Source organism: Pelagibius sp., assembly GCF_965227505.1.
In the GTDB taxonomy this organism is placed as follows: Bacteria; Pseudomonadota; Alphaproteobacteria; order Kiloniellales; family Kiloniellaceae; genus Pelagibius.
This window is the reverse complement of sequence record NZ_OZ245757.1, coordinates 3,181,199-3,207,188: the sequence shown is the minus strand read 5'-3', so window position 1 is coordinate 3,207,188 and position 25,990 is coordinate 3,181,199. Positions and strand designations below refer to the sequence as shown.

At 68.5% G+C, this 25,990-nt stretch carries 20 protein-coding genes; 2 read left to right on the top strand and 18 right to left on the bottom strand.

What is annotated here, in order from left to right; genetic code table 11:
- Positions 1-26: 26 nt before the first annotated feature.
- From addA to tsaE, 5 genes are read right to left on the bottom strand one after another with little or no spacing between them, the layout of a single operon-like run.
- Positions 27-3,623, bottom strand: a complete 3,597-nt coding sequence (addA, locus tag ACO06P_RS15270) for a double-strand break repair helicase AddA (RefSeq protein ID WP_420346093.1) — start codon at positions 3,621-3,623, stop codon at positions 27-29.
- Positions 3,620-6,676 carry a double-strand break repair protein AddB gene (gene addB, locus ACO06P_RS15265; protein ID WP_420346092.1) on the bottom strand — a complete coding sequence of 1,019 codons (3,057 nt, stop codon included), beginning with the start codon at positions 6,674-6,676 and terminating at the stop codon, positions 3,620-3,622. Before addB ends, addA begins: the two co-directional genes overlap by 4 nt.
- Positions 6,677-6,727: 51 nt before the next feature.
- Complete coding sequence (locus ACO06P_RS15260; RefSeq protein ID WP_420346091.1) at positions 6,728-7,522, bottom strand: nucleotidyltransferase family protein; 795 nt, start codon at positions 7,520-7,522, stop codon at positions 6,728-6,730.
- 2 nt (positions 7,523-7,524) lie between these two features.
- Positions 7,525-8,532, bottom strand: coding sequence for an aminoglycoside phosphotransferase family protein (locus ACO06P_RS15255; protein ID WP_420346090.1), 1,008 nt, complete (start codon positions 8,530-8,532; stop codon positions 7,525-7,527).
- Entirely contained in the window at positions 8,529-9,038 is a 510-nt protein-coding gene (gene tsaE, locus ACO06P_RS15250) for a tRNA (adenosine(37)-N6)-threonylcarbamoyltransferase complex ATPase subunit type 1 TsaE (RefSeq protein WP_420346089.1), read from the bottom strand. The genes ACO06P_RS15255 and tsaE overlap by 4 nt, the downstream gene beginning before the upstream one ends.
- 154 nt (positions 9,039-9,192) lie before the next feature.
- Here tsaE and ACO06P_RS15245 point away from each other — a divergent pair, with 154 nt between their 5' ends.
- Positions 9,193-10,212 carry an NAD(P)/FAD-dependent oxidoreductase gene (locus ACO06P_RS15245; protein ID WP_420346088.1) on the top strand — a complete coding sequence of 340 codons (1,020 nt, stop codon included), beginning with the start codon at positions 9,193-9,195 and terminating at the stop codon, positions 10,210-10,212.
- Positions 10,213-10,239: 27 nt separating this feature from the next.
- Here the strand turns inward: ACO06P_RS15245 and ACO06P_RS15240 are convergent, their stop codons facing one another.
- The 8 genes from ACO06P_RS15240 to ACO06P_RS15205 form a co-directional block, all read right to left on the bottom strand.
- On the bottom strand, positions 10,240-12,642 hold the full coding sequence (locus ACO06P_RS15240; RefSeq protein WP_420346087.1) for an ATP-binding protein: 2,403 nt from the start codon (positions 12,640-12,642) through the stop codon (positions 10,240-10,242).
- A 276-nt stretch (positions 12,643-12,918) separates the two neighbouring features.
- Positions 12,919-14,319 (bottom strand): adenosylhomocysteinase, encoded by a 1,401-nt coding sequence (gene ahcY / locus ACO06P_RS15235; protein ID WP_420346086.1) that lies wholly within the window; start codon positions 14,317-14,319, stop codon positions 12,919-12,921.
- A gap of 289 nt (positions 14,320-14,608) precedes the next feature.
- Positions 14,609-16,390: a phosphoenolpyruvate--protein phosphotransferase gene (gene ptsP / locus ACO06P_RS15230; RefSeq protein ID WP_420346085.1), complete on the bottom strand. Its 1,782-nt coding sequence runs from the start codon at positions 16,388-16,390 to the stop codon at positions 14,609-14,611.
- Positions 16,377-16,688: an HPr family phosphocarrier protein gene (locus ACO06P_RS15225; protein ID WP_420346084.1), complete on the bottom strand. Its 312-nt coding sequence runs from the start codon at positions 16,686-16,688 to the stop codon at positions 16,377-16,379. Before ACO06P_RS15225 ends, ptsP begins: the two co-directional genes overlap by 14 nt.
- Complete coding sequence (locus ACO06P_RS15220) at positions 16,688-17,095, bottom strand: PTS sugar transporter subunit IIA (RefSeq protein ID WP_420346083.1); 408 nt, start codon at positions 17,093-17,095, stop codon at positions 16,688-16,690. The genes ACO06P_RS15225 and ACO06P_RS15220 overlap by 1 nt, the downstream gene beginning before the upstream one ends.
- A 170-nt stretch (positions 17,096-17,265) precedes the next feature.
- A complete protein-coding gene (gene rapZ / locus ACO06P_RS15215; RefSeq protein WP_420346082.1) occupies positions 17,266-18,759 on the bottom strand; it encodes an RNase adapter RapZ in 1,494 nt (497 codons plus the stop codon).
- A 46-nt stretch (positions 18,760-18,805) separates the two neighbouring features.
- Positions 18,806-20,554 (bottom strand): stimulus-sensing domain-containing protein, encoded by a 1,749-nt coding sequence (locus ACO06P_RS15210; protein ID WP_421938127.1) that lies wholly within the window; start codon positions 20,552-20,554, stop codon positions 18,806-18,808.
- Between the two features lie 84 nt (positions 20,555-20,638).
- Positions 20,639-21,343 carry a response regulator transcription factor gene (locus ACO06P_RS15205; protein ID WP_420346080.1) on the bottom strand — a complete coding sequence of 235 codons (705 nt, stop codon included), beginning with the start codon at positions 21,341-21,343 and terminating at the stop codon, positions 20,639-20,641.
- 913 nt (positions 21,344-22,256) lie between these two features.
- Between ACO06P_RS15205 and ACO06P_RS15200 the strand changes: the two genes are divergently transcribed.
- Positions 22,257-22,784 (top strand): PAS domain-containing protein, encoded by a 528-nt coding sequence (locus ACO06P_RS15200; RefSeq protein ID WP_420346079.1) that lies wholly within the window; start codon positions 22,257-22,259, stop codon positions 22,782-22,784.
- 53 nt (positions 22,785-22,837) lie between these two features.
- Here the strand turns inward: ACO06P_RS15200 and ACO06P_RS15195 are convergent, their stop codons facing one another.
- From ACO06P_RS15195 to ACO06P_RS15175, 5 genes are all read right to left on the bottom strand, one after another.
- Positions 22,838-24,103: a serine hydrolase domain-containing protein gene (locus tag ACO06P_RS15195; protein ID WP_420346078.1), complete on the bottom strand. Its 1,266-nt coding sequence runs from the start codon at positions 24,101-24,103 to the stop codon at positions 22,838-22,840.
- A gap of 61 nt (positions 24,104-24,164) precedes the next feature.
- Positions 24,165-24,584: an envelope stress response membrane protein PspC gene (gene pspC, locus ACO06P_RS15190; RefSeq protein ID WP_420346077.1), complete on the bottom strand. Its 420-nt coding sequence runs from the start codon at positions 24,582-24,584 to the stop codon at positions 24,165-24,167.
- On the bottom strand, positions 24,581-24,802 hold the full coding sequence (gene pspB / locus ACO06P_RS15185) for an envelope stress response membrane protein PspB (protein WP_420346076.1): 222 nt from the start codon (positions 24,800-24,802) through the stop codon (positions 24,581-24,583). The genes pspC and pspB overlap by 4 nt, the downstream gene beginning before the upstream one ends.
- 27 nt (positions 24,803-24,829) lie before the next feature.
- A complete protein-coding gene (pspA, locus tag ACO06P_RS15180; protein WP_420346075.1) occupies positions 24,830-25,522 on the bottom strand; it encodes a phage shock protein PspA in 693 nt (230 codons plus the stop codon).
- Positions 25,523-25,665: 143 nt separating this feature from the next.
- Positions 25,666-25,818 carry a hypothetical protein gene (locus ACO06P_RS15175; protein ID WP_420346074.1) on the bottom strand — a complete coding sequence of 51 codons (153 nt, stop codon included), beginning with the start codon at positions 25,816-25,818 and terminating at the stop codon, positions 25,666-25,668.
- Between the last annotated feature and the right edge of the window lie 172 nt (positions 25,819-25,990).

Below are 25,990 nucleotides of genomic sequence, written 5' to 3'. Positions count from 1 at the left end.
AATGTAGGGAGCCGCGTGGCGGAGCGTCAAGGCGCGTGACCTGCCAGCAGCGCATCGCTGAGTTGCATGAGCCGGGGTTGATCGGTCCACAGCAGGTAGCTGTGGATTGCCCGGTCCGGGTAGATTCGGGCCAAAAGCGCCCGGTAGGCGGCCATTTGCCGGAGATAGACGGACGGAACCGCCTCCGGCGTCTCCGGCGCCGGCCGCCGACTTTTGAAGTCGACCAGGGAAATCGTCCTATCTTCAACCAAAAGACGATCCACCTGGCCTGAAATCACCGCCGGGCCGGCGGCCGTTTCGATCACCCCGGTCAGCGGCACCTCGGCCCGGCTGCCCGATCCGAAAAGAGGGGTCAGGGCCGGGTCCGCCAGAACCCGCAGCGTCTCCTGCAGAATGTCCGCCGCTTCCTCGTCCTCCAGGTCGTGCAGCGGGCTGTCCAGGAAGCGCCGCCCGGCGGCGGCGCGCTCCGCCCTCGGCAGGTCCGGCAGGGTCTGCAGCAGACGGTGGATGAGACGGCCACGGCGAAAACGCCGTCCGTCATCGCGCGCCGCCTCGCTGCGCAGCAGGGGCGAGCGCAGCGGCGGTTCGCTTTCGCTGGGCTGCGAGGGCGCGAGCGGCTGCGGCGGCGACGGCTCAGCAGGGGCCGCGGTCCGCGCCCAGGCCGGCAGAGGATGAACGCGCGCCGGCTGCCCGATCTCGGGCGCCGCAGCCTCCTGGACGGGCGGGGTCTCTGCCGGCCGGCCCGGCGCAAAGCGCCACCCTGGACCGGCCCAGCCTTCGGTGCCGAGGTCGCCTGTGAAATCGAAGTCGACCGCCTGCGCGGCGCCGCCCTCGTCTTCACCGGCGCCGAGCGTGCCCAGCGCGGATTCGGCGAGCTGATACCAGTTGCCGGCGGAGGCCCTGCGCCGGGTTTCCCAGCCGCAGAGGTAAAGCCGGTCCTCGGCGCGCGTGAGAGCGACATAGAGCAGGCGGCGGTATTCCTGTTCCTGGGCGCGCTGGCGGTCGGCACGGGCCTCGCCGAGAATCGGCAGGTCGTAATCGCGCTTCACCGGCCAGACCGTCAGCGCGGGCGGCCCCTTGGCGTCCTCGATCCACAGCAGTCCGTCGTCGGGCCGCGGCAGCTGCAGCGTGTCCGGCAGGATGACCACCGGCGCCTCCAGGCCCTTTGAGCCGTGCACCGTCATCAGGCGGACGGCCCCTTGAGCCTGCTCAAGGTCGCGCTTGATCTCCAGATCGCCGGCCATCAGCCAATGCAGGAAACCTTCCAGGGAGGCGGCGTTCTCCCGCTCATAGGTCAGGGCGAGGGAGAGGAACTCCTCGATCGGATCGGCGGCATCGGGGCCGAGGCGCGCCAGCAGTTTCTCGCGCCCCCGCCCGGCGCCCAGCAGCGCCGAGTAAAGCTCGAAGGGCGCGACGAAGTCGGCGCGGGCAGCGAGGGCGGTAAGAAAATCCCGCGCGCGGGCGAAGGCCGGGTCGCCGCCGCCGTCGGCAGCGAAACCGCGCAACCGGTCCCAAAGGCTGGCGTCGCCGCGCTCATGGGCGAGCTGAAAAAGCTGCTCTTCGTTCAGGGCCACGAAGGGACCCTTCAGGACCGTCGCCAGGGTAAGGTCGTCCTCCGGCAACAGCAGCACCCGGCCGAGGGCCACCAGATCCATCACCGCAAGCTGCTCGGTCAGGCGCATGCGGTCGACACCGGCCACCGGCACGCCCCGGTCCTTCAGGGCGCGCACCAGTTCGGTGAGGAAGGCATTGCGCCGGCGCACCAGGATCATGATGTCCTCGGGCCGCAGGCGCCGCCCGCGCGCGGCGAGCCGGCAGGCCGGATCTTCAGCCCCCTCCGCGCTCTGGGTCCAGTACCAGATGCGTTGGGCGATCAAGCGGGCGAGGCGCAGGGGCGCCGGACTGTCGCTGGCGCCGGCCAGAGGCAGCGACCAGGGCTGCGGGTCCTCCACCTCCGCCGCCGGCGCCGGCGGCCAGATTTCCACCAGGCCCGGTTCGCCGACGCGCTTGGCCCTGTGGCGGATGCGGTGCTCGCCGAACAGCACGCCGTCCTGCGCCTCCGCGCGGGCAAAGACAGCATCCACGGTCTGCAGCACCGCTTCGGTGGAGCGAAACGACACCTCCAGAGCAACCGGCCGCCAGGTCCGGCGGGCTGCCTCGGCCCGGCTGTGGAACAGCTTGCGCATCGCTTGGAATTCCGCCGGGTCGGCGCCTTGGAAGGAGTAGATCGACTGCTTGGGATCGCCGACGGCGAAGACCGTGCGCGCCTGCGCATCCTCCCCGCGCGCCGCGTCCTCATGAGCACCGGCGCCGGCGAAGAAGTCGCCGGTGAGCAGTTCGACGATGCGCCACTGTTCCGGCGAAGTGTCCTGTGCCTCGTCCACCAGGATGTGGTCCAGACCGCCGTCCAGCTTGAAGAGCACCCAGGACACGCCGCCCTGGCGTTCCAGCAACCGCACGGAGAAGTGGATGAGATCGTCGTAGTCGAGCAGAACCCGCGCCTGCTTGTGGCGCTGGTAGGCGGCGATCACCGCATCGCCCAGGATGAGAAGCGCCCGCGTCGCCCGCGCCACGGTGACGGCGTTGCAGCGTTCCAGCACCGCCTGCAGACGCGCGGCCTCGTTCTCCAATGCCTCCAGGGCACCGGGAAACTCGGCGGCGGGCTTTTTGGTCAGCAGTCTGGCGAGGGGCTTGCGGTCCCTGGTGAGGAAGAGATCGCAGTGGGCCGCGAAAGCCTCGGCGCGGGCCGATGCGTCACTCGCGAGCCAGGCTGCGAGACGCGCAGACTTCGGCTGCTCGGTCTTCCCGGAGCCCTTGGCCCAGGCCCCGGCGGCGAGCCGCAGGCCGGCGCGGTCGAAAGCGCCGTCTTCGCAGGCCGCGGCCTCGACCGCCTGTGCCGTGTCCTCGGGGCTGACGCCGAGCAGGGCGAAGACGTCGTGGGCCAAGCGGTCCACGCCGCCGCGTGCTTCGCAGAGCGCGGCAAAGCGGGCGCGTTCGTGGATCAGCTTCTGCACCACCTCGGTGAAGCGCTCTTCCTGCAGGTGAGCGGTCAGGAGGCCGATCTCGTCGGAGAGGCGTCCCTGGCCTTCCAGAGCCTGGGACAGCACCTCCAGCCGGGCGCTTTCCAGCAACTCGGAAGCTTCGTGCTCGTCCAGAACCTGGGCGTGGGGCGCGACCGAAGCCTCGAGGGGAAACCGTCCGAGAAGCGACTGGCAGAAGGCGTGGATGGTGAGGATCTTGATGCCGCCGGGGGTGTCGAGCACGCGCGCGAAGAGTGCACGGGCACGGCGCAGCACCGCATCCTCCGCCTTGCCCTGCAGCAGGCCCTCGACACTGGCGCGCAGCGCCGTGTCCTCCGCCGTCACCCAGCCGGCGAGGCGTCCGGAAAGGCGGTTGGCCATTTCCGCCGCCGCCGCCTTGGTGAAGGTGAGGCAGAGGATCTTTCCCGGGTCGTTGCCGCTCAGCAACAGGGCCAGCACCCGGTCCACCAGCACCTTGGTCTTGCCGCTGCCGGCAGAAGCGGAGACCCAGACCGAGGCGGCGGGATCGGCGGCCTGGCGCTGCGCCGCCGTGGCCTCGGCGACGACCCGCTCGGCGGTGATGCCGGGTGACGCGGCGCTCATCCTTCCTCCGCCTCCACCGACCACTCGGCGATGCGCGAGAGGTGGTCGTAGTCGTTGAAGCGCGGCGCCAGCGCCGGGCGCGGCTTGCAGGCATAGGGCGTCGCCGGGTCGTCGAAAGCGGCGACCAGCTCCGCAAGACCGGCGAGCGCGCCTTCCGCAAGGCTCTCCGGCGCGCTGCGGCCGGCCCGTTCGATCGTCGCGGGTGGCGTGCCGCCGGAAAGCCGCCAGAAGGCGAGCTCACCGACCGGCGCCTGCGGCAGGCCGGCAAAGCCGCCGGCCTGCCCAATCGCCGCTTCCAGGGGCAACTGCGGCGCAAAGCCTGCCTCGACCATCTTCGCCGTGGGCGGTGCGCCGGTCTTGTAGTCGACGATGGCAAGGCTGCCGTCGTTCATGACATCGATGCGGTCGGCCTTCGCCTTCAATAGAAAGGCGCCGCCCGGTGCCGCCAGGGTAAGGCTGCCGGCGATCTCGACGAAGCTTTGCCGCAGGCCGGCGCGGCGCTCCCGCTCCGTGGCGACGAACCAGGCGGCAATCCTGAGAAAGCGCGGCCACCAGAACGCAAAGGCGCCGGGCTTGGCCTTGATGGGTGCAAAGACTTCGTCGCCGATCTCGATCAGGGCATCGAGCGCGGTGTCGGGCAAGCCATCGGGATAGGTTCGCAGAAAGCGTTCGAGGGCGGCATGAACAAGCGTACCGCGCTCGGCGGCGCCGGGATCGGCATCCAGAGGGTCGAGCGGGCACAGCTTCAAGACCTCGCCGGCGTAGAGCGCATAGGGATCGCGCATCCAGGTTTCGATGCGCGTCACCGAAAGCTCGCGCGGCCGCGCCTTCAGCGGCGGGCGCGGTTCCGGCTTCTCGATGGGCTTTACCTGCGCCGGACGATCCAGCGCCTCTGCCCAGGCGCGCAAGCGCTCCGTTTCGCCGCGCAGATCGACCGGCAGCGCCAGCCCCTTGCACAGCGCGTCGATGCGGCGCAGCCAGCGGGCGGCCACCGTCGGCGTGCCGTCGACCCTCTCGGCCCGCGTGAGATAGACCTGCGGCGCGGAGAAGCCCTGACAGAAGTCGTGGGCGGCCAGACCGATACGCCGCTCCGGCAGGGGCAGGCCGAAGGCGCTCTGCATCGGGCGACTGAGCCAGGGACCTGCGTCCACCTCCGCCGGCCAGGTGCCTTCGTTCAAACCGCCCATGACCAGAACGTCGGCGTGCTGCAGCCGCGCCTCCAGTGGCCCGAGGATGGCGATGCGCGGATGCAGGCCGAAGCGCGGCCGGACCGCACGGCCGGCCATCAAGGCTTCCAGGGCCGCCGGGTAGCGCCGCGGGCTGAGCGCGGGCGCTGCGGCGGCCGCCTCCTGCAACTCGCCGGCAAAAAGCGCCACCGCCTCGCCGGCTTCGCCGAGCCACAGCCGCTCGGCGCCGCTCTCGCTTGCCGTTGCGGCCAGGGCCTCGACCGTCAGCAGGTGCGCCTCGGCAAGATCAGCGAGGGACGCGCGCCTTTGGGACATCAGCGCCGCCAAGGGCTCCAGGCGCTGGGCCAGGCCGTCGAACCAGGGCAGCAGGTCCCGCGCCGCCTTGGCCGCCGTGAGAGCCCGGCGCAGACCGGCGAGACCCGGTGCCGGGCGCGGCCCCCGAAGCACCGCCACCTCCAGCCGCCTGACCTGGCGGCGAAACGCCGCCGGCTCTTCCCCCCCGGCCGCCAGGGGATGTTTCAATGCCGCCAGCAGCGGCACCGGCGCAAGGTCCTCCGCCGCCATCTGGGCGACCAGACGCAGGAAGCTGCCAACGGGTGTCGCCGTCAGGGCGATACCGGCCGAGTCGTCGACGCGGATCTCCCAGCGCTGCAGGTTGACCGCCACGCGCCGCGCCAGGTTGCGGTCCGGGGTGACGAGGGCAGCGGTTCTGCCCGGGTCCTCCGTCGCGCGGCGCAGCAGCAGGGCGATGACCAGCGCCTCTTCGCCCGGGTCGGCGCAGTCGACGCGGGTGACCCCCGCCAGCGCCGCCGCCAGGTCGTCGCGGTCGCTTTGCGCCGCCAGTTCATGCCAGCGGGCCGTCGCCTCCGGCGGGCGCATGGCGAGATTGGCGAAACGGGCGCGTGCCCGTGTGCTGCTGATCGATGTACGGGCAACAGGCGCGCCGGCCGCTGTGCCGACGTGCTCCTCCGGCCAGACCTGCACGGCGTCGCGCGCCACACCCAGGCGCTGCAGCAACTGGGCGAGACCGTACTGAGGATGCCCCGGATCGCGACGGATCTCCGTCCAGGTCTCGGCATCGCTGTCCAGGTCCAGGCCCGGCAGGACCACCGCGCCGGCCGGCAGTGCGGCGACCACGGCCAGCAGGTCCGCCGTCGCCGGAATCGACCCGGTCGAGCCCGCGGCGATCACCGGCGCCGTTGGCGGGGTATCCCGCCAGGCCGCAGCCTGGGCCTCGGCCAGACGCCGTCTGCGCTCCGCCGGGCCGATGGCGCCCAGGCGCGCCAGGATCGCCGGCCATTGCTCGGTGACGATGCCGAGGAATTCCAGGGTGATCTGCCAATGTGCGGCATAGTCCTCCGGCACCAGTCCCCTCAGCGCCGCGAAGTCCAGGCCCTCGGTCTCGACCTGGTCGAGCAGGCGCGCCAGTTCGCCGGCCAGGCGGATCGCCTGGTCTTCGCTCATCGGCGGCAGCGCGCCTTCGGCAGCCAGGCTTTGACTGTGGGTCTGGATGCAGGACGCCAGAAGGAGCTGGCGCTGCAGGCCGGAGATGGCCGGCGGCAAGGCCGCCGCCGCGCCGCCGCCCACCCCGGCGTCGGACGCAGCGCCGGTCAGCAGCAGTTCTTCCGGATCGAGATCGCCCAGCGCCAGCATGCGCGGCAGCAGCAGGGGCCGCCCGCCGGACGCCCTGAGAAAGGCATCCTGCAGCGCCCGGCCTGCACGGCGCGTCGGCAGCAGGATCGTCGCCTCCGCCAGACCCGCCGCGGCGCCCCCGTGGCGCTGCAGCAGCCCCTCGGCCAGGCTGTCGACGAAGCTCCGGCCCGCCGGAATCGTGAAAACGGCCGGCGCGGTGGCAGACTCTGTCATGCGGTCTCGGGAAGGGTTTCGGTGCCCGACGAGATCACGCCGGGTCGAGGATCAGGTTTGGGCCGAAGACGGACCGAAGTGGTGAAGCGCATCCTCGACCTCGCGCAGGCTTTCCGGGGTGCCGACATGATACCACTCGCCGTCATGACGGATACCCCAGAGGCGCTCGGCCTCCTGCGCCTTGTCGTAGAGCCTGTTGAGGGAGAAGGGCCCCTCCGGCGCGCCGGCGAAGAGCCGGGGATGCAGGATCTGGATGCCGGCGAAGATGAAGGGGGCGATCTCCCGCTCCCGGCGGCGGCGCAGGCGCCCGTCCGGCGCCATGACGTAATCGCCGACACCCTCGTAGGCCAGCAGCAGGGCCGTGGGGTGCAGCAGCAGCAGAGCGTCCATCTTCTCCGGGTCCCAGGCGGCGGCCAAGCGCCGCAGGGCCGCGGTCTGGCCGTCGAGCCAGCAGACATCGCCGTTCAGCGCGAAAAAGGCATCCTCGCCCAGCAGCGGCAGGGCCTTCTTGATGCCGCCGCCGGTTTCCAGCAGATCGTCCTCCGGCGAAAAAACGATCCGCGGGGTGCCCCGCGCGGCGAGGTGATCCTGGATCATCTGGCCGAGGTAGTGGGTGTTGATCACCACCTCCTCGATCCCCGCCGCCTCCAGGCGATCGAGGATGGTGTCCAGCATCGCCCGCCCCTGCACCGGCACCAGCGGCTTGGGCAGGCTGTCGGTGATCGGTCGCATGCGCTCGCCGAGACCGGCGGCCAGCACCATGGCTTTGCCGATTGGGGTTTTGCTTATCGGGGCCTTGCGCGTCGATGCCTCGCCGGGTCCGCCGTTCAAGGGCTTAGCGGTCATTGTCACTGGTTCTCCTGTGGCGTCACGCGCAGTTCGGGCGGTATTTCGCGGGCGAACCACTCGGCAAGCTCTGTCAGGGCCGGGTGCTGGAGGTCGCCCTCCAGCAGACGCCAGACCCGCGGGATGTGTTTCAGGTAGTGGGCCTTGCCGTCGCGGCGGCAGAGGCGGGTGAAGATGCCGATGATCTTGGCGTTGCGCTGCGCGCCGAGGGCGGCGTAGGAGGCTGCAAAGGCCCAAGGGTCGGTGTGGCGGAAGGCGTCGCGGTAGCGGGCCAGCATCTCCGCCGCCAGGTCCGGCGCCACGTCGCGCCGCGCGTCCTCCAGCAGCGAAACCAGATCGTAGCTGACGGGACCGATCACCGCGTCCTGGAAATCCAGCAGGCCGCAGCGGGCGATCCCTTCGCGGCCCTCCAGGATCATCAGGTTGTCGACATGGTAGTCGCGCAGCACCAGGCTCTGCGGCACGGCCAGCATGACGGGCACAGCCGCGCGCCAGGCCTCCAGATAGCTCTCGCGCAGGGCCGGCGGAGTCTCGCGGCCGGTCACCGCCGGCAGGTACCAGTCGACCAGCAGGGCGGCCTCGTCCAGCAGGCGCTGCTCGTCATAGGACGGCAGGCCGGTCATGTCGGAGTTGTACCAGCGCTGGTGCAGCGCGATGAGGGTATCCACCGCCAGGCGGTAAAGATCCCCTTCGTCGGCGCCTTCGGCCAGGGCGCGGGTGAAAGTGCGGTCGCCGAAATCCTCCAGCAGCAGGAAGCCGGCCTCCCGGTCCATGGCCAGCGGGCGCGGCGCCGAGAGCTCGATGTCCAAGAGCAGATCCGCGATGTTCCGGAAGACCTGAACGTTTTCCTGTGGTGGCGGCGCGTTCATCAGCACGGCCGTCTCACCGCCGCGGCTGAGGCGGTCGTAGCTGCGGAAGGACGCATCGGCGGCCAGCAGACGGCGCTCGGCGCTGTCCCAGCCGGCTGCGGCCAGGAAGCGCCGGCAGAGCTCTTCGCGGCTGTCGCTCACGCCGCCAACTCCGCCAGGCGCGCCGGCCAGTCGCCGCCGCCCTGCAGGTGGGCGCGGCGGCTGCGGCCATCGGCCTCGAAGCGCAACGTCACATCCAGCCGGTCCTCGGGCAGCAGGGCCTCCATGCGCTCCGGCCACTCGATGAGCGCGATCCCGCCTTCCAGAGCGTCTTCGATGCCCAGTTCATGGACCTCCTCCGCCCGTTCGAGGCGGTAGAGGTCGAAGTGCCAGACCTCCGCGGGATCGCGCTCATAGGCCTGCACCAGGGTGAAGGTCGGGCTCGGCACCTCTTCCTGGGCCGGGTCCTCCGTAGCTCCCGGGGCCGCCGGCAGCGCGCGGATCACGGCCCGCGCCAGCGCCGTCTTGCCGGCCCCCAGGTCGCCGCGCAGGGCGACCAGGTCGCCGGCCCGCAGGAGCTTGGCCAAGGCCCGGCCCAGCGCCTCCGTATCGGAGAGCGCAGGCAGGGGAAGATCGAGGGCGGGAAGGGTCGACATTACGCTGGCCATCGCCCGCTTTTTAGCGAGCCCCGGGGCCGGCGGCAACCGTTGCGCCGGTCCAAGGCATGCCGTCGGCCGGAGCGGCCGGCGTACTTGTCTTTCCGCCCGGCGGCCGCCATTTTAGGCCCAGAACCTACCCCCCGGGCCCCTTCTGGAGATCTCATTGTCGTCATCCCCCGTGACCACCGATGTGGCGATCATCGGCGCTGGGCCTGTCGGCCTTTTCGCCGTCTTCGAGTGCGGCATGCTGAAAATGCGCTGCCATGTCATCGACAGCCTGGCGGTGATCGGCGGCCAGTGCGCGGCGCTTTACCCGGAAAAGCCGATCTACGACATCCCCGGCTATCCGGAGGTTATGGCGCAGGACCTGATCGACCGCCTGACCGAGCAGGCGGCCCCCTTCAAGCCGGTCTACCATCTGGATCAGCAGGTTACGGCGCTTGAGCCCGGCGCGCCCGGCCGCTGGCGGCTCACCACCGCCAAAGGGACGGTCATCGATGCGGCCGCAGTCATGATCGCAGCCGGCAGCGGGGCCTTCGGTCCCAACCGTCCGCCGCTGCCGGGAATCGAGGCCTATGAGGGCACCTCGGTCCACTATCTGGTGCAGCGCCGCGCGGATTTTCAGGGTCAGCGGGTGGTGATCGCCGGTGGCGGCGACTCGGCGGTGGACTGGGCGCTGTCGCTGGCCGAGGTGGCGGAGAAGATCTACGTGGTCCACCGGCGCCCCAAGTTCCGCGCCGCACCGGAGTCGGTCGACCGCCTTCACCGCCTGGCGGAGACCGGCAAGCTGGAGCTGGTGATCCCCTATCAACTGGCCGGACTGGAGGGCGCCGAGGGCCGCCTGAACGGCGTGGAGGTTGCGGACCTGGAGGGCCACAAGAAGGTCCTGCCGGCCGACAGTCTGCTGCCTTTCTTCGGTCTTTCGATGAACCTGGGGCCGATCGCCGACTGGGGCCTCAACTTGGACCACCACCACATCACCATCGATCCGGCGACCAGCCAGACCAGCAGCGAGGGTATCTACGCGGTGGGCGACATCACCGCCTACCCCGGCAAGCTGAAGCTCATTCTCTGCGGGTTTTCGGAAGCCGCCATGGCGGCCCATGCCATCCGCCCTCGGGTCTATCCGGACGAAGAGCTGCACTGGGAATACTCCACCACCAAGGGCGTGCCTCAAGCATAGCGGCGAAGCCGCTTCGGGATTCCGCCTTCACGCGACGTCGCGGGGCGCTTCCTTGTCATCGCGGGCGACAGGCGGCGCGGCGATGGGGACATGGCAGATCACCCGGGTGCCGCCGCCGACCTCGGAGTCCAGTTCCACCTGGCCGCCGTGCAGTTCGATCAGGCTCTTCACCAGGGAAAGGCCCAGCCCCGCACCGGCCTGGCGATTGTCGCCCGAACCCCGTTCGAAGCTGCCGAAAACGCGCGCCTGATCTTCGGCCGGAATGCCGATCCCGGTGTCCGAGACCTCCAACTGCATCTCGCCCTCGACCCGGCGCGCGGTCAGGGTGACGACGCCGCCTTCCTTGGTGAACTTCAGCGCGTTGGAGAGCAGGTTAAAGAGCGCCTGGCGCAGCCGCCGCCCGTCGGCCAGCAGCTCGCCCGCGTCTTCCGTGCACTCCAGGCGCAGGTCGATCTCGCGGCTGTGGGCGCGTTCGCGGCCCAGGGTGTAGATCGACTCCAGCAGGGTATAGACGTTGATCGGCTGCAGATCGAGATGCAGGTAGCCGGCCTCGATGGAGGCGAGATCGAGGATGTCGTTGATCAGCGCGATGAGCTGCTGGGAGGACTGCACGATGGCATGGCTGTATTCCAGCTGGCGCTCGTTCAGTTCGCCGAAGAATTGGTTCTCCAGCACCTCGGCAAAGCCGATGATGGCGTTCAGCGGCGTGCGCAGCTCATAGGAGATGTTGGCGATGAACTCCGACTTCAGGCGGTCGGCGGTCTCCAGCGCCTCGTTGCGCTCGATCAGCGCGCGCTCGACACGGATGGTATCGGTGACGTCGATGAAGCTGAACAGCACGCCGCCGTCGGGCAGCGGCACCTGGCCCCAGTCGATCACCGCGCCGTCGGTGCGTTCGTGGCGGCCGCTGCGCACCTCCGGCTCGGTGGTGCGGGCGACCACCCGGGTGGCGAAGTCTTCCCAGTCCTCGTCAGCCACCGGGAAGAGGTAGCGGGCCTGGGGCAGCACGTCGCGGATATGCGGCTCGCCGTTCAGGAAGTCCGCGTCCAGGTGCCAGATCCGGCAAAGGCCGGGATTGAAGAGCTTCAGACGCCCGTCGGCGCCATAGACCGCCACGCCTTCGTGGAGGTTGTCGATGGTCTCCCGCTGGACCTCGGTCAGGGTGTTGTACGACCGCTCCAGCGCCAGGCGGTCGGTGACGTCCTCGTAAGACAGCAGGATGCCGCCGAAGGGATGGGGCGTGACCACCATGCGCAGCGTCGAGCCGTCGGGCAGGTGGACCAGTTCCTCCTCCTGCGCGATGAGGGTGGCGTACTTCTGCAGCACCTCTTTCTTGTAGGCCGGGAAGTTCGGATACTCCGGGAACCGCCGGCGCTCCCTCAGCGCTTCCAGAACGTCGCCCAGATGCGGGTTGCTCTGCAGGAAGCCCTCGTCGATGTCCCAGAGGCGGGCGTAGGCGGTGTTGGCGAACATCAGCCGCAGGTCGCGGCCGAAAATGGCGATGGCGGTGGAGAGGTTCTCCAGCATCTCCGACTGGACGCGGATGTAACGGCCGAGTTCGGCCTGTACCTCTTCAAGCTGGGTGCGGTCGATGGCAAAACCCAAAGTGCCCCTGTTCGCACCCTTGCCGCCGAAGGGCAGTTCGCAGACCTCCATCAGGCGCCGCGCGCCGTCGATCACAACATGATGGGTCTCGGCACTGGCCTCGCCGCTGCTGCGGGCCTGTTCGGCCAGCGCGCGGGCGGCACCGGCCTTGGCCTTGCCGAGAAACTCCGCGCCCTGCGCGACGGCCTCCGGCACGGCGCGGTCCACCGCCGCGGCATAGGCCCGGTTGCAGTCGACGAGAGCTCCTTCCTCGTCGCGCAGCCAGAGCGCCAGGGGCAGGGCATCCAGGATGGCGCGCTGCTGCTTGGCCCGCGCCTTCACCGCCGCCTCCTGGCGCGCGATCTCGCTCACATCCTCCAGCCACAGCACTGCGGGTGCGCTTTCATCAGTCTGCGCGGGCTGCCCCCGCAGCCGCAGCACCTGGGCCCGGTCGCCCAGGCGTACACGGATGTCAAAGGCCTCGCGCTCGCGCTCCAGGCCCTGCAGGGCTGTCTCCAGGGTGCTTCGGGAAGCCTCGCCCAGCCGCTCCAGCAGCAGCGCCAGGCTCACATCTGACTGTGTGTCGAGACCCAGCAGCGCCGCCATGGCCGCGGCGTCGGGCTGTGCGACCGGGTCGCCACCGGCAGCACCGATCAGCAGGCGGGGCGAAGGTGCGGCTGAAAGCTGGGCGGCCAGGGCTGCGGCGTCATTTTCGGCCTCGCGCGCGCGGGCCTCGCCGGCCTGCAGACGGCTGCGGGTATCGCGGAGCTGCCAGATGCAGAGCCCGAGGGCCACAAGGGCCAGCAACAGCAGGATCAGCCAGAGCAGTTCCATCGTCTCAGCCAAGCCCGTCCCCACCGGGCCTCAGGCCAAGGCCCCGCCCGGCCGCCGCAAGGCCCATGGCCGCCTGCGGTTCAGCTTCGGGCCGGAAGAGCCCCCGGTCGCACCGGGCCTTCCGAACGGATGTCGTGCCCCCTGTCACAGTCCGGGAGTCTAAGCCCAAGCGCACGCAGCGGCAAGGCGGCGCTGGGCGCCCCGGCACCGCAACGTGTCAGGCAGGGCCTGCGGGTCCGACCCGCCGTGGCGGCGCTCAGCAATGAGGGCGCTCAGCGGCGACAGGGCTCAGTAGCGGTAGGCGTCGGGCTTGTGCGGGCCGTCGACGTTGACGCCGATGTAGTCGGCCTGCTTCTGGCTGAGCTTGGTGAGGGTGGCGCCGACCTTCTCCAGATGCAGCGCGGCCACCTTTTCGTCCAGGTGCTTGGGCAGCACGGCGACGGTCTTGCCGTACTTCTCGGCATTGGACCAGAGCTCCATCTGCGCCAGTACCTGGTTGGTGAAGGAGGCGCTCATGACGAAGCTCGGATGGCCCGTGGCCACACCCAGGTTCACCAGGCGGCCTTCGGCCAACAGGATGATCTTCTTGCCGTCCGGGAATTCGATCTGGTCGACCTGGGGCTTGATGTTATCCCACTTGAAGTTGCGCAGCGCCCCGACCTGGATCTCGGAATCGAAGTGGCCGATGTTGCAGACGATGGCCCGGTCCTTCATCTCGCGCATGTGGTCGACGGTGATGACATCGACGTTGCCGGTGGCGGTGACGAAGATGTCGGCCTGGGGGGCCGCCTGCTCCATGGTGACCACCTCGTAGCCTTCCATGGCCGCCTGCAGGGCGCAGATCGGATCGGCTTCGGTCACCACCACGCGGCAACCGGCCGAGCGCAGGGATTCCGCCGAGCCCTTGCCGACGTCGCCGAAGCCGGCCACGGCGGCGACCTTGCCGGCCATCATCACGTCGGTTCCGCGGCGAATGGCGTCGACCAGGCTCTCGCGGCAGCCGTACTTGTTGTCGAACTTGGACTTGGTGACCGAGTCGTTCACGTTGATCGCCGGGAACAGCAGACTGCCGTTCTTCTGCATCTCGTAGAGCCGGTGCACGCCGGTGGTGGTCTCCTCGGTCACGCCGCGGATCGCCTGGCCCAGGGTGCTGTACCAGCCGGGCTTCTCAGCCACCCGCTTCTTGATGGCGGCGAAGAGCGCTTCCTCCTCGTCGTTGGTCGGATTGCCGACCACCGAAAGGTCCTTCTCCGCCTTCATGCCGAGGTGGATGAGCAGGGTTGCGTCGCCGCCGTCGTCGAGGATCATGTTCGGCGTGCCGCCGTCGCTCCACTCGAAGATGCGGTGGGTGAATTCCCAGTATTCCTCAAGACTCTCGCCCTTGAAGGCAAAGACGGGAATGCCGGCGGCGGCTATGGCCGCGGCGGCATGATCCTGGGTCGAAAAAACATTGCAGGAAGCCCAGCGGAGGTCGGCGCCCAGCGCCTTCAGCGTCTCGATGAGCACCGCCGTCTGGATCGTCATGTGCAGCGAACCGGCGATCCGCGCGCCCTTCAAGGGCTGTGCTCCGCCGAACTCTTCGCGCAGGGCCATCAGCCCCGGCATCTCGGTCTCGGCGATGTCCAGTTCCTTGCGGCCCCAGTCGGCGAGGGAAATGTCGGCGACTTCGTAGTCGTTGAACTCGGCCATGCTGTCTTTCCTTCCTGCATGCCGCCCGGGCGACCATGCCTGCCCGCGGCAGGCGGCCTGGCCCTGTTCCGGCGCACGGCACCATTGATCTGCGATGCCAAGAGACTGAGTGCCGGCGCGTGCCCAGTTGCCCGCTCTCCGGCGTATGGAGCCGGTCATTTAACAGCGAAAGAGGCGCGCCGCAAGGCCGCCCGCCGGAGGAAGCGCAGCCGGGCGCGCCGGGCGATTTCGCATTCCGGCCAATTCGCGTCAGGCGCGCCGGATGCGGCGAGTACGGCGGGAATCGGGGTCAGGCGACGGTTTCGTTGAAGTCGTCCACCAAGGTGGCGATGCGGGTGCTGTCGACCTGGTCCATGATCATCTGGGCGCGCCGGGCGGCGGCCTGCATATCCAGGCCCAGGATGCGGCTCTTGACCCGCGGGACCGCCTTGACCGTCATCGAAAGCTCGCGCACACCAAGGCCCAGCAGCAGCGCCGTGAAGCGCGGATCGCCGGCCATCTCGCCGCAGACCGAGACCGGGATGCGGGCGCGCAGGGCCGCCTCGACGGAGAACTGGATCAGCCGCAGCACCGCCGGGTGCAGGGGGTTGTAGAGATAGGCGACCTGCTCCTCGCCGCGGTCGATGGCCAGGGTGTACATGGTCAGGTCGTTGGTGCCGATGGCGAAGAAGTCGCAGTTCTGGGCGAGGGAGTCGGCCGCCAGCGCCGCCCCCGGCACCTCGATCATCACCCCCAGCGGCGGCAGGGGTTCGGCAACCTCCAGACCCCGGCGGCGCAGACGCCGGGCGGTCTTCTCCAGCTCCTTGCGCACGGCAACGATCTCCCCAGGGGTGGAGATCATCGGCAGCAGAATGCGCAAGGGCCCATGGGCGGCGGCGCGCAGCATCGCCGCCAGTTGGGTGCGCAACAACTTGGGTTCCTTCAGCGACAGCCGGATGGCGCGCAGGCCCAGCGCCGGATTCTGGGCCTCGCCGAGATGATCGCCCAGGGAGGAGGCCAGCTTCTCGCCCCCGACATCCAGCGTACGGACCGTCACCGGCCGGCCCTTCATGGCCTTCACGATCTTCGCCAGCTCGGTGTACTGCTCCTCCTCGTCCGGCAGGTCGTCGCGGTTCATATAGAAGAACTCGGTGCGCAGCAGGCCGACCCCCTCGGCGCCCACCACGGTGGCCTGGGCGGCTTCGCGCGGCAGTTCCAGGTTGACCTCCATGAGGATACGCTGACCGTCGCGCGTCTCGGCGGGGATGTCGCGCAGGCGCGCCAGCGAGCGGGCCTCGCGCGCCATCGCCTTGAGGCGCTTCTGATAGGCGGCGAGGCGTTTGCCCGTGGGGTTCAGGATCACAAGGCCGCTGCTGCCGTCGACGATGAGCATGTCGCCGGACCTGATGGCCGGGATCAGCCCGGCGACCCCCAGGACCGCCGGCAGGCCGAGGGACCGCGCCATGATGGCGGTATGGCCCTCGGCGCCGCCCATAACGCAGGCGAAACCGGCAATCTGCTCCGGGTCCATCAGCGCGGTATCGGCAGGCGAAATCTCCTCGGCAATGACAATGCTGCCCTTCTCGACGCCGCCGAAGCCGCGGTAGGCCGTGTCTGTGAGGTTGCGCAGGATGCGGTGACCCACCTCGCGCACGTCATCGGCGCGGGCGCTCAGGTAGTCGTCCTCCATGGCGACGAATTCCTGCGCCAGGGCCGAGATTTCCGACATCACCGCCGCCTCGGCATTGCGGCGTTCCTTTTCGATACGCGCTTCGATGCCGCCGATGAGCCGGCGTGACTTCAGCATCTGCAGGTGGGCATCGAGCAGGTAGCCGAGCTCTTCGGCGGCAAGCCCGTGAATGCCGAGGGACTTGGCCTTCAGCTTGCCGACCTGGCGGACGGCCTTGGCCGTGGCATCGGCGAAGCGCTTCTTCTCGCGGCGCACCCGCCCGGCGGGCACCTGGTACTCGGGGACGTGCAGGTCCCCGGATTCCCGCACGAAGGCCGGCCCGATGCCCACACCGGGAGAGACGGCCAGCCCTTCGAAGACCTGTTCGCGGGGCCGGCGGCGGCCTTTGCTAGCCGTCTTCATCGAACTTGCCGTTGACCAGCCGGGCCAGCGCGTCGACCGCCTGGGCCGCCCCCAGGCCGCTGGCTTCGACGTCGATCTCGCAGCCCGGACCGGCAGCCAGCATCATCAGGCCCATGATCGAGCAGCCCGACACCCGCGTGCCGCTCTTGATCACCGTGATCTGGGCATCGAAGGATTCCGCCAGCTTGACGAACTTGGCGGCGGCCCGCGCGTGCAGGCCCTTCTGGTTCTGAATCGTCAGGCGCCGGGTGATGCGGTCCGCGGCGCCGGACCCCTGGGCCTCAAGCGGCTTGTCCATCAGTCCCGATCCGATTCCAGGAGCTGGGAGGCCACGTTGATGTATTTGCGTCCGGCCAGCTGCGCCTGGGTGACGGCCTCGGCCAGGTTGGCGGTGTTGCGCAGCCCGGTGAGCTTGATGAGCATAGGCAGGTTTATGCCGGCGATCACCTCGACACGGCCCTTGTCGAGAACGGAGATCGCCAGGTTGGACGGCGTGCCGCCGAACATGTCGGTCAGCAGGACCACGCCGTCGCCCTGCTCGGCGCCGGACACGGCATCGATGATGTCCTGGCGGCGCTGCTCCATATCGTCCTCCGGTCCGATACAGATCGCGGTGACGTTCTCCTGCGGCCCGACGACGTGCTCCAGGGCCTGGACGAACTCTACCGCGAGGCGCCCATGGGTTACCAAGACAAGACCGATCATTCTTTGCTCCCTGCCGGCTTTGACGGCTGCCCCTACCGCAGCGACCCCACGGCGGCGGGTCAAGCCTTATTGTCATGATAAGGACCCGAAGCGATGCCCCCGGTCAATGGCCGATATCAACCGTCAGTTTATTTCCGGACCGCCTTCACTCCGCCGGATCGCGCCGTCTTTCATCGGCCCGCCGGAGGGGCCCGCTGCGGATCGCGGGCAATGTCGCGGTGGCCCAGATGCACAGGGCGGCCCTGCTCGGCCAACCATGCGGCGAGCCGTTCCGCGGTGAAGACGGAGCGGTGGCGCCCACCGGTGCAACCGATGGCGATGGTCAGGTAGCTCTTGCCCTCCCGCTCATAGCGCGGCAGCAAGGGCGCCAGCATATGCGTCAGATGGTCGAAGAAAGGGGTGAAACCGGGGTCACGCGCCACATAGGCCGCCACCGCCTCGTCGCGGCCCGAGAGCGGGCGCAGATCGGGGTCGTAATGCGGATTCGCCAGAAAGCGCACGTCGAAAACCAGGTCCGCTTCCCGCGGCAGGCCCTGGCGGAAGGAGAAGGAGGTGACGAAGACCGCCATGCCGCTGCCGCCGGCAAGGCCGACATGGCCGAGCAGCTGGGCGCGGAAGTCCGCCGGGGTCAGGCGCGAGGAATCGATCATCATGTCGGCGCGTTCGCGCAGGGGCGCGACCAGGCGGCGCTCCGCGGCGATGCCGTCGGCCACCGGCCGGTCCTGCGCCAGAGGATGGCGGCGGCGGGTCTCCGTAAAGCGCCGCCCCAGAACCTCGTCCTCGCAGTCCACGAACAGCAGCGTGGTGGCAAAGCGCGGATTGCGGGCCAGCGCATCGAGCTGGTCCACGACGGGCCCGACGGCAAAGTCCCGCGTGCGGATGTCGACGCCCACGGCAATCGGCCGCTTGAGACCCACCTCCCCGACCACGGCATCGAGCAGGCTGAGCGGCAGGTTGTCGATGGCTTCGTAGCCCTCGTCTTCGAGGATACGCAGTGCCGTCGAGCGGCCGGCCCCGGACATGCCGGTCACCAGCACCAGCGGCAGCGCCTCGCGGCTTTCCCCTCGTGCTTCGGTCACTGTCTGATCGCTCACAGTCGCACCGCCAAAGGTATCGCCGCCAAAGGTATCGCCGCCAGGGGTTCCGCCGACGGGGGTTCCGCCACGCAGGATCTTTTCGTTCCCGCCGACGACGGCGGACGCCTCGTCCGCAAAGGCGCGCATTATAAGCGCGGCCGCATGCCGCAGTGCAAGGCGCAGCTTCTCCGGTGCGGAGATGCCGCTCGGATCGAGAGCGATGACCGGCAGATCGACTCCGTGAAGCCGGCGCTGCCGGGGCGTGGGCAGCCGCTCGATCTCCGCCCGGGGACGCAACTCCACCAGCAGCGCGAGCGGCGCGGAGGCACGATGCGGCATCTCGACAATGCCCAGTCCGCGCACTTCCAGCTTGCCGGCAATGCTCTCCGGCGGCCGCGCGACGAGACGGCCGGCAGCGGCCTGCAGCAGGGTCTGATCGTCGCTGACCAGAACCGCGCCCTGGTCGATCATGCGCAGCGCCAGGTCGGACTTGCCGGCGCCGGGCGGACCCAGCAGCGCCACCGCCCAGTCGCCGAGCGCTATCGTCGTCGCGTGGAGATTCTGCTCCGGCGCCCGATCATCGTTCACCGGCATCGTCCCCCATCGTCGTGCTCAAAGGCCGGCCGCGCCGGGCTCACTCGGCCGGCAGGACGACGACAAAGCAGGCGCCCACCACCTCTCCGTCGGCATCGCAACGGTTTTCAGCCTCGATGATGCCGCCATGGGCTTCGACGATCTGCTTTGAAATGGACAGGCCCAGGCCGGAATGCGTCCCGAACTTCTCGCCCGCCGGGCGCTCGCTGTAGAAGCGCTCGAACACCGCCTCCAGCTTGCCCTCGGGAATGCCCGGGCCGTCGTCGCAGACCGAGATCTCGATCTCCTCACCCTGGCGCAGGGCCGACAGGCGGATGGTGCCCCCCGGCGGAGAAAAGGTGATGGCATTGGTGATCAGGTTGCGGAAGACCTGGCCAAGCCGCGCCTCCATACCCAGAACGCGCAGGTTCTGATGGTCGACCATGTCGAGGACGAAGCGCGGACCGTCATCGGCGTCGACCGTTTCGTGCAGCGAGGCCAGGGCGCGCAGCAGCTCGCCGACGTCCACGGACTCGCTCTCCGCCCGCGAGAGTTCAGCGTCCAGCCGCGAAGCATCCGAGATGTCGCTGATCAGCCGGTCGAGGCGATGCACGTCGTCGAGGATGATCGACATCAGGCGCCGCTGCTGTTCCGGGTCTTCCACGCGGGCCACCGTCTCGACAGCGCTGCGCAGCGAGGTCAGGGGATTCTTGATCTCGTGGGAAACGTCGGCCGCGAAGGCTTCGATGGCGTCCATCCGGTTCCACAGCGCCTCGGTCATTGAACGCAGGGCATCGGAAAGATCGCCGATCTCGTCGCCGCGGCGGCGGAAGTCGGGAATCTCGAACTGCCTGCCCTTGCCGTAGCGGACCCGGTCGGCGGCCTGGGCCAGGCGGCGGATCGGCCGCGCGATGGTGCCGGCGAGATAGAGCGACAGCAGGACGGTCACCCCCAGGGCAAGGCCGAAGACGATGAGAATGTCCCGGCGCCGGTCGTCAACCGCCGCATCGATGTCCGCGCCGTCCTTGGACAGCATCAGCGCGCCCAGAATCTGCCGGTAGCGCTGCACCGGTACGGCGATGGAGAGCACGAGGCGCCCCTGGCGGTCGACGCGCACCATGCCGGGGCTGTCGCCCGCAAGGGCGCCGCCGACCTCGCCGTAATGCAGGGCCTGCTGCACCGGCTCTTCGCGGTAGAGCGGAAAGTCGTCCTTGCCCGGAACCCACTTCAGCACCGCCTCGTAGAGCCGGCCGAGGAAGCTGAGACCGCTCTTGTCGTCGGGCGGCAGGGCAACGACCTGCACCTTGCCGCCGGGTCCGCCGAGCACGAAGCTGTCCGCCAGCAGATCGCCCGAGCGCGCGAAGATCCGGGCGCGCACGCCGGTGTCCACCAGCAGCACCCGCATCAGGTTGCGCGTGACTTCCGGCAACAGCTGCTCGTCGCCGACCTGGGTGGCGACCACAGCGGTGCTGCCCAGGGACAGTGAAAAAGCGCGTCCCTGGATGCGCAGGGAATCCAGTTCCGCGGCGATCAGGCTCTCGCGGTACTGGTCAAGATGCAGCAGGCCCAGCACCGGGATCAGGAGGACCAGCACGTTGATGGTGAGAATGCGGCGGGTCAGCGGCGAGCGCAGGCGCCGGCGGCGGCGCGGCGGGCTGCGGGTGCCTGCCGCCTCCTCGTCGACCTGTTCGGCGCGCCGGCGCGCCGGCGCTTCCCCGCCCGGCACCAAGCCGCCGACCGGCGCGTCGGGCGGGCCGCCGGTCCTGTTTTCCGTGGTCACCATGGCGAAAGGCGCCTGAGCAGCAGGCACCTGAACGGCAGGCACCTGAACGGGGCGACTTTCACGCGCGCTCCCGGCCGGTAATGCCGCCGCACCGCAGGGATGCGGGGCCGGTCACGGTTCGCGATAACGATAGCCGACGCCATAGAGCGTCTCGATCTGCTGGAAGGAGTCGTCGGCATCCCGGAACTTCTTGCGCAGGCGCTTGATGTGGCTGTCGATGGTGCGGTCGTCAACGTAGATGGACTCGCCATAAGCAGCGTCCATCAGCTGGTCGCGGTTCTTCACGTGGCCCGGACGCAGCGCCAGCGCCTTCAGAATCAGAAACTCGGTCACCGTCAGATTGATGCGTTCGTCCTTCCAGGTGCAGAGATGGCGCGCCGGGTCCAGCGTCAGCTCGCCGCGCACGATGGGCGCCTCGCCGCCGGACGCCCCGGGCATGCCGTCTTCGCCGCCTTTCTCACGGCGCAGCAGGGCGCGGATCCGCTCGATCAACAGGCGTTGGGAGAACGGCTTGGTGATGTAGTCGTCGGCCCCCATGCGCAGACCCAGCACCTCGTCGATCTCGTCGTCCTTGGAGGTCAGGAAGATAATCGGCAGGTTCGAGGTCTTGCGCAGGTGGCCCAGCAGTTCCATGCCATCCATCCGCGGCATCTTGATGTCGAGCACCGCCAGATCCACCGGGCTGGCGGTGAGGCCGCGCAGAGCCTCCGCGCCATCATTGTAGGTGCGCACCTTGAAGCCCTCGGCCTCCAGCGCGATGGACACCGACGTCAGAATGTTGCGGTCGTCGTCGACCAGCGCGATGGTGTCTTGCATATCTTCCTACCTGTACCTCAAACCTTTGCCCATCCCACCGACTTCTGCCCCAACGTTTTCTGCCCCACCGTTTTCTGCCCCCGGCGCCCCACACCGGACGCCCCAAACCCGGCGCCCCACACCCTTCGTCGCAGCCTGCAGTCGCCGTCGTTCACGCAAGGAGGAAACTTAAGCAGATCCAGGGGTCCGGGTCCTGCGGTTCCCCAGCCTGCCGCGCCCAATCCGCGCGCGCCAGCCTGCATCACATCCTTTTCTAAGCCGCCTGAACGCTGCGGCCAAGCACGCGTGCGCTCCCCTGGTGCACAGAGCCCCATCCAGGGTCCAACAAGGGCCCGGGCTCCCTGACGCCGGCGGCGGTTTTCTGCGAAAGCGATGAATCCCTCCCTCAGCGGTCCCCAACGCCGGAAGTGCCCCGACACCACCCCGGACACCCGGAGGCCGCGCGGAGCCAAGCTGAACAGCGGTCACGCTGAACAGAGACTGTGGCGGATTTGCGGCAGTTTCAGGAATCCTGCGGACCGCTTTCCTAGTCCAGACCGTAAAGCTCAGTTCCGTTTTGAAATACGCGCAAAAATAGGTCACAAATAGTCCCGCATGGGCAAAGTCGTGCTTAGCATCTGGTGAAGCATTGTTCCCGAGACTAAACGTTGAAGTCCCGAACTCACGGAAGCAAGTCTGAATTTCTATTCATGGTAGTATTTCTTTTGTTGTCTAAGACCTTGAATGGAGTGACGCCTGTGCTTCCGGCGTCAGCGCCGCTGATTGGCCGGGGCGAAGCGGGCCGGATTGCTTTGCCCAGGGCGCCTCTGGATGGGGCGTTTGGATGGGGCGCCTTTCAGCAGCGCGGCTCTCAGCAGGAGCCCGGGCGGCGGCCAAGAGAGGATCACTTGGGGCATGAGAAGCGGGGAGCGGCATGGCGCTGAGTGAAGACTTCGGCAAGCCGGCCCGCAGCCGACCTCGGCGCTGCACCAACCGGGCGTTCCTGGAGGACTGCCCGGACAGGATTGCCGAGATCTTCCATTACTGGGACCGCATCCGCGGCGACCGCCGCATGCCCTGCCGGCGGGATTTCGATCCGGCACAGGTGGTGCGCCACCTGCCCAGCGTCCTCCTGATCGATGTGGAAGGGGTGGACGACCGCGGCGGCGCCATTCTGCGCTACCGGGTGGTGGGAACCGAGGAGGTCCGCCTGCGCGATCACGATCCCACCGGCAAACTGGTGAGCGAGGGCTTTCTGGGCCCCAGCCTGGAAGCCGTGATGGAGGCCTACGAACTGGTCCGGAGCGAGCGCTGCTTCCTCTACGAGGAGATCGAGTTCGCGACCTCCACCGGTATCTGGCGCCGGGAGTACGGCATCCTGATGCCTTTGTCGGAGGACGGCCAGAACGTCAGCCAGATCCTCGTCTACTCGCTGCCGCGCGACGCCCTGGACGAGGACTGAGACCCCAGCGGAAGAAGCCCGGTCGAACCTGCCAGGCCGAGCCGATCAAACGCTCAGCGCCGCGCCGCCGCGATCAGGCTTACAAGCTGCGCGAATTCGTGACGGAGGATCAGACGATCGTCGCGGCAGAAAGCGGTTTGACGGTCCCGCGGGCCGAGACAAAACAGTGCGAGCATTTCAAGCGCCGCCTCCGGCGCCTGTCCGTCCTCCTCGACGGCTTGGAAGAATCGCGTGAGGAAGGCCTGCATGTCGGCCTGATGGACAATGACGCTGCGCCAGGCAGGAACGACGAGGAGTGCCTGCTGGCCCAGGCCCCAGGCCCAAAAGGTGCCGGGCGGCAGACCGCTGTCCGGCGCCGGAACCCACCAGAGATAGCCGTGGCCATGGCGCAGCCCTGACATTCCGGTCCGCGAATAGTCCGCGGTAATGCGGTCGACCCAGCCGGCGGGCAGGATCCGCCGGCCATCGAGTTCGCCCCTTTGCAGATAGAGCATCCCGAAGCGGGCCAGATCGCGGGCGGACATCCGGAACATGGCCGCCCGGTGCCGGGACAGATCGGGCGCGGCGACATAGGAAACCGCCCCGGCGGCGTGGTCGCGCAGGCCGAGCGGCGCTGCAAGCCCGGCTTCGAAGGCCTCGGCGACCGGCAGGCCGGTGCGCATCTCGAAGACGGTCGTGAGGGCGTTGGTGTCCCAATTGTTGTAGGCCCAGATGGTCCCCGGCAGGTTCTCGCCCTCTCCCAGGCGCCGTTTCTTCTCGGCTACCAGGCCTTCCTCGGCGGCGGCGGCATGATTGATCCCGGAGGTGCTCTGCAGCAGATGCAGGACCGTTGCCTGCCGCTGGAGGGGAGTCAGCGGAGCCGGCGCATCGTCGATGCCGAGGTCCGCCAGGTTCGCCGCCAGATCGATTGACCGCTCTCCCGCACCGAGGTGCCGGCCGACCAGCGCCGAAAGCAGGGCCTTGCGGATGGAGTGGAGCGGGCGCGGCGTCTCAAGGTCACCCAAGGCCGCAACCGCCGTCCCATCCGTGACAATCAGCAGCACATCGCTGCCCAGCCCGTCGGCGTAACCGAAGACCCTGTCGAGATCGAACGGGTCCCAGCCCAGGCGCCGCGTCTCGGCGTCATCGAGGCGAAAGACCTGGCCGTGTCCAGGATTGGGCCCGGGGTTGGGACCGAGACCGGAACCGCGATCGGGCGGCGGCGCGGCCGCGGTGAAGGGGTCCCCTTCCCAGGTGCTGACGGCATGGACCATCACAACGATCAGGGTGAGGGGGATCACCGCGAGGGCGGCGATCCACCCGCGTCTGGGACGTCTCATGGCTGTTGTTTCCTGTAGCCGGTGCTACCGGTTGTGGGCTGCGCCCCGGCAGGTCCGCGCCTTAGAGGTCGCGGAACTCCCGGTGCAGACGCGCCTCGGAGGAGGTGACGAAGGCCTCCATCGCCCGCACCCGGTGTTCCTGGTCGCGGAACTTGTGGCGCAGGCGGGAGAGCGACTCGCTGGGCTTCAGCCGCACCTGGCGCCAGAACTCCTTCTCCTCCTCCGAGCGGTAGGTGAACTCCGGCGCCGGATCGATGAGGATGGTGGCGAGGATGTAGCAGACCAGAGTCGGGAAGGTGAACATGAAGAGCGAGATCACCGCCACCAGTCGCACGATGAAAGTGCTGATGCCGAAATAGTCGGCAAGGCCCGCGCAGACGCCGGCGATGCGGCCCTTTTCCCGGTTGCGATAGAGGCGGCTGGGCCGGGCCGGGCCTTTAGGCGCCTGCCCAGGGCCATGACGGTGCGGTCCGGCTGTCACAGCTTCTTCCTCCAGTCCGTCACCTCGGTATCGAGGATGCGTTCCAGCGCGTTGATGCGCTGCTCCATGCGCTCGGCGCTCTGCCAAAGCTCTTCCAGCAACTGCTCTTCATCGGTGGACAGCGATTTGGTGGCCCGCCAGCGCGTCGCGTAGTGGGCGATGATCCAGATCGGCGCGACCACCGCGAGGAAGAGGATGACCGGTACTTCGAAATCCATGGTCTTCTAGCCTCTCGCGCCCGTAGCCTAGCCCTTGTCCGCCGCGCCGGTCTCCTTGGACTTCTTCACCTTGGCCTTCAGGGCCGCCAGCTCGTCCTCGATCGCCGACTCCGCGGCCAGTTCGGAAATCTCCTCGGCCAGGGTCTTGCCGCCGCCGCTGAGGTCGTAGGCCTCCACCGCGCCCTCGGCCTCGTCGAGTTTCTTTTCCACCTGCTCGAAGCGCTGGAAGGCATCCTCGACGCGGCCGTCGTAAAGGGTGCGGCGGACCTTGAGGCGCGACCCCGCCGTTTCGTGGCGCGCCGTCAGCGCCTGCTGCTTGGCCTTGGCCTCGCGCAGCTTGCCTTCCAGCTTGGCGATGTCGGTCTCGCCCTGGCGCAGCAGGGCGTCCAACTCCTCCAGTTCGGCCTGCAGCGCAGCCGCGGCCTCGGCCAGTTTGGCCTTCTCCACCAGAGCGCCCTTGGCGAGATCCTCGCGGCCCTTGGTCAGCGCCAGTTCCGCCTTTTCCTCCCAGCTCTGCTGGGCCTCATCCAGACGCGCCAGGCGGCGGCCGATCTCTTTTTTCTCGGCAATGGTCTTGGCGGCGGTGCTGCGCACCTCGACCAGCGTGTCTTCCATCTCCTGGATCACCAGGCGGATGATCTTTTCCGGCTCTTCGGCGCGGTCGAGAATGGCGTTCAGGTTCGAATTGATGATGTCGGCGAGGCGGGAGAAAATACCCATCGTTCCAGTTCCTTTGTTGTCGGCTTCTGTCTTAGGGGCCTGTGCTTAGGGACCTGTGTCTTCGGCCCGTGATTCTCGTCTTGAGCGGTATTCCTTCGGCCGCCGGCGTGGACGCCGGCGCCTTTGGGGTCAGGTCTTTCTTACTAGCTCACGATCGCGCCGATGATCAGGCCAACCGCAAACATCAGCCAGTGGTCGGCGGTGCGGCTGCGTAGGTACGCAAAGGCACGGTCCAGCCAGTTGGCGCCTTCGTTTCGGGGTTCATCGTTCCAACGGTTCATCGTTTTCAACCTCATGCCCTCTCTGGTGTCAGTCCGGGCTCTGCCCGGCGGGTTCAGGGAAACGCCCTGATGGCGCATCTTAACCATCGATTAGCAGAGATCGTGCCAAGTCCGAGAAATCCATTTAACCTATTGATTTAAAATAGAAACTTTTCAGAAGCACGGCTTCCGGGCAGAGACTGCGCCA